The following is a 4,728-nucleotide window of genomic DNA, read 5'->3' on the forward strand; positions in this document are numbered from 1 at the left end:
ATCACGTCCAGCAGCGCCAGATCAATGTGCTCGCTCCCTGCGATTCGAAGCGCCTCGCTGCCGTCGAATACCGCAATAGGCTCGTGGTCCACCAGTATCAAGTTGCGGCAGATGAGGTCGTTGATGGGCTGCTCGTCTTCTGCCACCAATATGCGTGCCATGCCTTACTGTCCTCTCGGTCGTGTAGGCGCTCGTTTTCCGTGTCCGTCCCATTGTCCTTCACCAGTGTATCGAAATTGTCACGGAATACGGTGAGGACGTGTTCGCTGGGGCGCTACTCCGTCTTGCACAAACATCGATTCTCCCGCAGAATAGAGGGCATCTGCCGCTCCCGTGTATGCGGGTCGGCGCCTGCCCTACGTATTCTGCCGAGAAGGAAGTTTCATGAAGCTGCGTAAAGAGTATACGTGCCCGCTTGAGCTGACGCACGACATGATCAAGGGGAAATGGAAGCCCATCATCTTGTGGCGGCTGCGGTTGGGAGCTACCTCGCTTTCCAAACTGGAGCGCGACATAGAGGGTATCTCGCAGAAGATGCTACTGGAGCAGCTGAAGGAGCTTATGGAGTTCGGCTTGGTCGGCAAGCAGGTGTTCGAGGGATATCCGCTGAAGGTGGAGTACTTCCTGACGCAAGGCAGTGGCCAGAAGATGCTCGGAGCATTGAAGGTGATGCAGGAGGTGGGCATCGAGTTCATGGTTCGCAACGGCATGGAGGATGTGCTGCGCGAGAAGGGCGTCATCTAGCAAGACTGGCATCCACCCACAAAAAAGTGGGTAATTCACGGGATCGCGCCGCGACGGTATCATGGAGCTGCAACCAAACGACAGGAGGCTTTCCATGAAGATTACCAGCAGCGGCATCGTTGACGGCTACTTCGCCGACGAGTATGGCAAGCGCGGCACGCAGTTCAACGAGAACGGCATACCCACCTATTCCATCCCGTTTTCCGTGACGGATGCGCCCGAGGGTGCCGTCTCGTACGCAATCGTGCTCGAGGACAAGGACGCCTACCCGGTGAGCGGAGGCTTTGTGTGGATTCATTGGCTGGCAGCCAATATCACGCGCACCGAGATAGCCGCGAACGAGAGCCAGGCCGCGACTGACTTCGTGCAGGGTGCGAACAGCTGGACCAGCATGCAGGGCGGCCAGCAGAGCACGGAGCTGTCCAGCTTCTACGGCGGCATGTGCCCGCCGGATGCGCCGCACCTCTACGAGCTGCAGGTGTACGCGCTGGACGCAACGCTCGACCTAGGCAACGGCTTTCTGCTGAACGAGTTGTACCATGCGATGGACGGGCACGTTTTGGCGCATGAGACACTCAAGGGCTATTACTCCGAAAAAGAGGCGTAAAGCCGTGATTCGCAAGATAGACCACCTGGTCATCACCTCAGCCGACATTGATGCCTGCGTTGCGTTCTACGAGCACCTCGGGTTCCAGGCACGCGATGCGGGCGGTCGCTGGGAGTTGTTCGCGGGCGATTTCAAGCTGAACGTGCATATCCTCGGCCATGAGCTCGAGCCGAGGGCCGCCCAGGTGCAACCCGGTAGCGCCGACCTGTGCTTCGAGATAGACGAGCCCCTTGAGGCTTGTCGCGACCGGCTCGTGCGCGCTGGCGTGCGCATCGAGCTCGGTATCGTGAATCGCCACGGGGTACGCGGTGCCATGCGGTCGCTGTACCTGCGCGATCCTGAGGGGAACCTGGTCGAGCTCTGCAGCTATGAATAGCTTCTGGCTTGCCTTCTCGACGGTCTGCCCCCTGCTGTTGCTCATGTCGCTGGGGGCGGTCCTGAGGAGGGTGGGCCTTTTCACCAACGATTTCCTGGCTCGCTTGAACGCCTTGTGCTTCAGGGTGTTCCTTCCGGCCGTGCTGTTCCAAAACGTGTATGGGAACCCGTTCGACTTCGCGGCAGATGCGGGTCTGCTCGCCTATGCCGCGGGGGCTATCCTGGTAGCATTTGTCGTGCTGTATCTGGTGGTGCCGCGGCTCGAGAAGCGACGCGATCGACGTGGCGTTATCATCCAAGGCGGGTTCCGCAGCAATATCGTGCTGTTCGGCCTGCCTATTTCCAATACCCTGTTCGGTGCCGACCATGCAGGGACGGTAGCGGTGCTCATTGCGTTCGTGGTCCCGCTGTTCAACGTGCTCTCGGTGATCGCGCTCGAGCGCCACCGGGGCGAGCGGGTGAAGTGGAGCAAGATGGTGGGGGGTATTGCGAAGAACCCTTTGGTCATTGCGGGTGTAGCAGGCATCATCTTTGCGGCTACAGGGGTGAGGTTTCCTTCGGTGGTGGATGCGGCCGTGCTCCAGGTGGCGCAGGTGGCCACGCCGTTGGCGTTGATCGCGTTGGGCGGCTCGTTCTCGTTTTCCCAGACCAAGGCAAACGGACGGCCCTTGTTCTGGACGGTGGCATGCAAGCTGGTCGTTCTCCCCGCGGTGTTCTTGGGGCTTGCGGTCGCCCTGGGGTATCGCGGTGTCGAGCTGGGGGCATTGCTGGCCTTGTTTGCCAGCCCGGCGGCGGTGAGCAGCTTCCCCATGGCCGAGGAACTGGGCGGTGACGGCGAGCTGGCAGGACAGATCGTAGCCGTGGGATCGGCGGTGTCGATCGTGACCCTCTTCGCCGCCGTTTCGGTGCTTGGGGTATTTGGCTGGTTGTAGCGATCGAGACGCTCTGATGCGGGGCGTTGTGTGCGGGGCACTGGGCGGATGCAGGTGCGTCGCGGCGCTGTCTTAGGCCTGCGAGCAGGCAGGCTCGGCTTCCTCGTCGTAGTCGTAGTCGATGTGGCAGAGGTCGTCCACGCCGGTGAGCGTGCGGGTGAGATAGGCTTGGGCCACTTCGCGTGCGGTGCCATGCGCCTTCGCGATGACCTCGATGCCCGCATGGCAGAAGACGTTTGCCACGTCGTATTCGATAGTGTTGACGATGAGCACGTCCACGCCGACCTCGCCGAACAGGGTGGCGAGGTCGTGCGCGGGCATGCTGGGGTTCGGCATGTTCTGGCAGTCCACGATGATGCCGCATTCGACGTTGTAGCACATGTAGCTGGAGCATTGCCCGAAGCGCGGCGCTACTTCCAGGCCCTCGCTTGCCACTGCTATTCTCATGGGCCTCCCTTCCCTTTTGTTTGCGCGCCTAACAATAGCCGGTTTGCCCGATTTCTCGTCCGCTCTTTCGCCCAACGGGTAAAAATAGTAAGCTGAGAGACATGGATAACGAAAACACACTTACCTGCGATGTCCTCGTCATCGGCGCGGGCATCGCAGGGGCGGCCTGTGCGCGCGAGCTCAGTCGCTATCAGGCAGACGTGGTGGTTCTGGAGGCGGGCAACGACCTTGCCTGCGGGGCGACCCGCGCCAACTCCGGCATCGTGCACGCCGGCTACGACCCCGCTCCCGGCACGCTGAAGGCGCGCTACAACGTAGAGGGGTCGCGTCTGTTCTCCCAATGGGCTGATGAGCTGGGGTTCGCCTATCGGCGCAACGGTTCGCTGGTACTGGCGTTTGCCGATGAGGAACTGGACAGCGTTCGATCGCTGGTGGCGCGTGCGGCAGAGAACGGGGTGGAGGGTGTGCGCGAGCTCTCGGCCGACGAAGTGCTCAGGCTCGAGCCGAATGCGAATCCCGACGTACGGGGCGCTCTGCTGGCCGAAACGGGGGCTATCTGCGATCCGTATGCCGTGACGCTGGCTTGCATGGAGCAGGCGGTAGAGCACGGCGTGCGCCTGCGGTTCAACGAACGCGTGTGTATGGTCGAGCGCGCGGCGCCGGATGGGACGGCCTCGCCTGGTTCTGTGCGCTACGTGGTGGCGACGGAGTCGGGGACGCGGGTGGCGGCACGTGCGGTGGTGAACGCGGCTGGAGTGTTCGCCGACGACATAAACAACCTGGTGAGCGCCCATACGCTGCGCATCGTTCCCCGTCGTGGGGAGTATCGCCTGTACGATACCGATTTCGGGGCGCTGTTCTCCCGTACGATGTTCCAGGCTCCCTCGCGTGCGGGCAAGGGCGTGCTGGTGGCTCCCGACGTGTACGGGAACCTGCTGGTGGGGCCGAGCGCGGTTGACCAGTCGAGCAAGACCGATGTGTCTACGACCTCGGTTGGGCTTGGCTACGTGCTCGAGGCGGCGCGCAAGACCTGGCCCGGTATCACCGCCCGCGGCACGATCACGAACTTCGCCGGCCTACGTGCCTCGGGTGCGGGGGGAGACTTCGTTGTCGGACAGCCGGACGACGCGCCCGGCTTCTTCAACATCGCCTGCTTCGACTCGCCGGGGCTTACCTCCGCGCCCGCCGTGGCGGTGGATATAGCTGGGCAGGTGGCGGCACTGTTGGGCGCATCGCAGCGCGTGGACTTCGAGCCGCGACGGAGCATCCGGGTGCCGTTTTCCTCCCTGGACGATGACGGGCGTGCGCGGGCGATTGCGGCCGATCCGCGAGCGGGGCGCGTGGTGTGCCGCTGCCGCAATGTGACCGAGGCCGATATCGTCGCAGCTTTGCGAGGCCCCGTGCCGGTGCTGTCGCTTGATGCGTTGAAGTGGCGCACGGGAGCCACGATGGGCCGGTGCCACGGCGGGTTTTGCTTGCCAGAAGCTGCGAAGGTCATAGCGGGCGAGTTGGGCATTGCTCCCGACGAGTGGGATAAACGGGAGCCAGGGTCGCCCTTGGTAGCCCAAGCGCGGCCCGATTACGTGGAGCTTGCGCGCGTTGAGGCGCTTCGGGGAGCGGGAG

Annotated in this window: 6 protein-coding genes; 5 read left to right on the plus strand and 1 reads right to left on the minus strand. The window is 62.8% G+C overall.

What is annotated here, in order from left to right:
- Nucleotides 1-384 precede the first annotated feature (384 nt).
- The 4 genes from RR842_RS06205 to RR842_RS06220 all read left to right on the plus strand — a co-directional run bounded on the left by RR842_RS06205 (nt 385) and on the right by RR842_RS06220 (nt 2,658).
- Nucleotides 385-744: a helix-turn-helix domain-containing protein gene (locus tag RR842_RS06205; RefSeq protein ID WP_332521351.1), complete on the plus strand. Its 360-nt coding sequence runs from the start codon at nt 385-387 to the stop codon at nt 742-744.
- A gap of 94 nt (nt 745-838) precedes the next feature.
- Nucleotides 839-1,351 (plus strand): YbhB/YbcL family Raf kinase inhibitor-like protein, encoded by a 513-nt coding sequence (locus tag RR842_RS06210; protein ID WP_332521352.1) that lies wholly within the window; start codon nt 839-841, stop codon nt 1,349-1,351.
- A 4-nt stretch (nt 1,352-1,355) separates the two neighbouring features.
- Complete coding sequence (locus RR842_RS06215; RefSeq protein WP_332514732.1) at nt 1,356-1,727, plus strand: VOC family protein; 372 nt, start codon at nt 1,356-1,358, stop codon at nt 1,725-1,727.
- Nucleotides 1,720-2,658, plus strand: a complete 939-nt coding sequence (locus tag RR842_RS06220) for an AEC family transporter (RefSeq protein WP_332514730.1) — start codon at nt 1,720-1,722, stop codon at nt 2,656-2,658. The genes RR842_RS06215 and RR842_RS06220 overlap by 8 nt, the downstream gene beginning before the upstream one ends.
- 72 nt (nt 2,659-2,730) lie before the next feature.
- Here RR842_RS06220 and RR842_RS06225 read toward each other — a convergent pair whose 3' ends face one another.
- The gene (locus RR842_RS06225; protein ID WP_332521353.1) at nt 2,731-3,105 is read right to left on the minus strand and encodes a NifB/NifX family molybdenum-iron cluster-binding protein; all 375 of its coding nucleotides are present in this window, start codon (nt 3,103-3,105) and stop codon (nt 2,731-2,733) included.
- 101 nt (nt 3,106-3,206) lie between these two features.
- On the opposite strand from RR842_RS06225, the gene RR842_RS06230 reads away from it, so the two are divergent.
- A partial coding sequence (locus tag RR842_RS06230) for an NAD(P)/FAD-dependent oxidoreductase (RefSeq protein WP_332729263.1) occupies nt 3,207-4,728 on the plus strand: 1,522 nt, incomplete at its 3' end.

This window comes from Gordonibacter sp. (assembly GCF_036667095.1).
Classification (GTDB): Bacteria; Actinomycetota; Coriobacteriia; order Coriobacteriales; family Eggerthellaceae; genus Gordonibacter.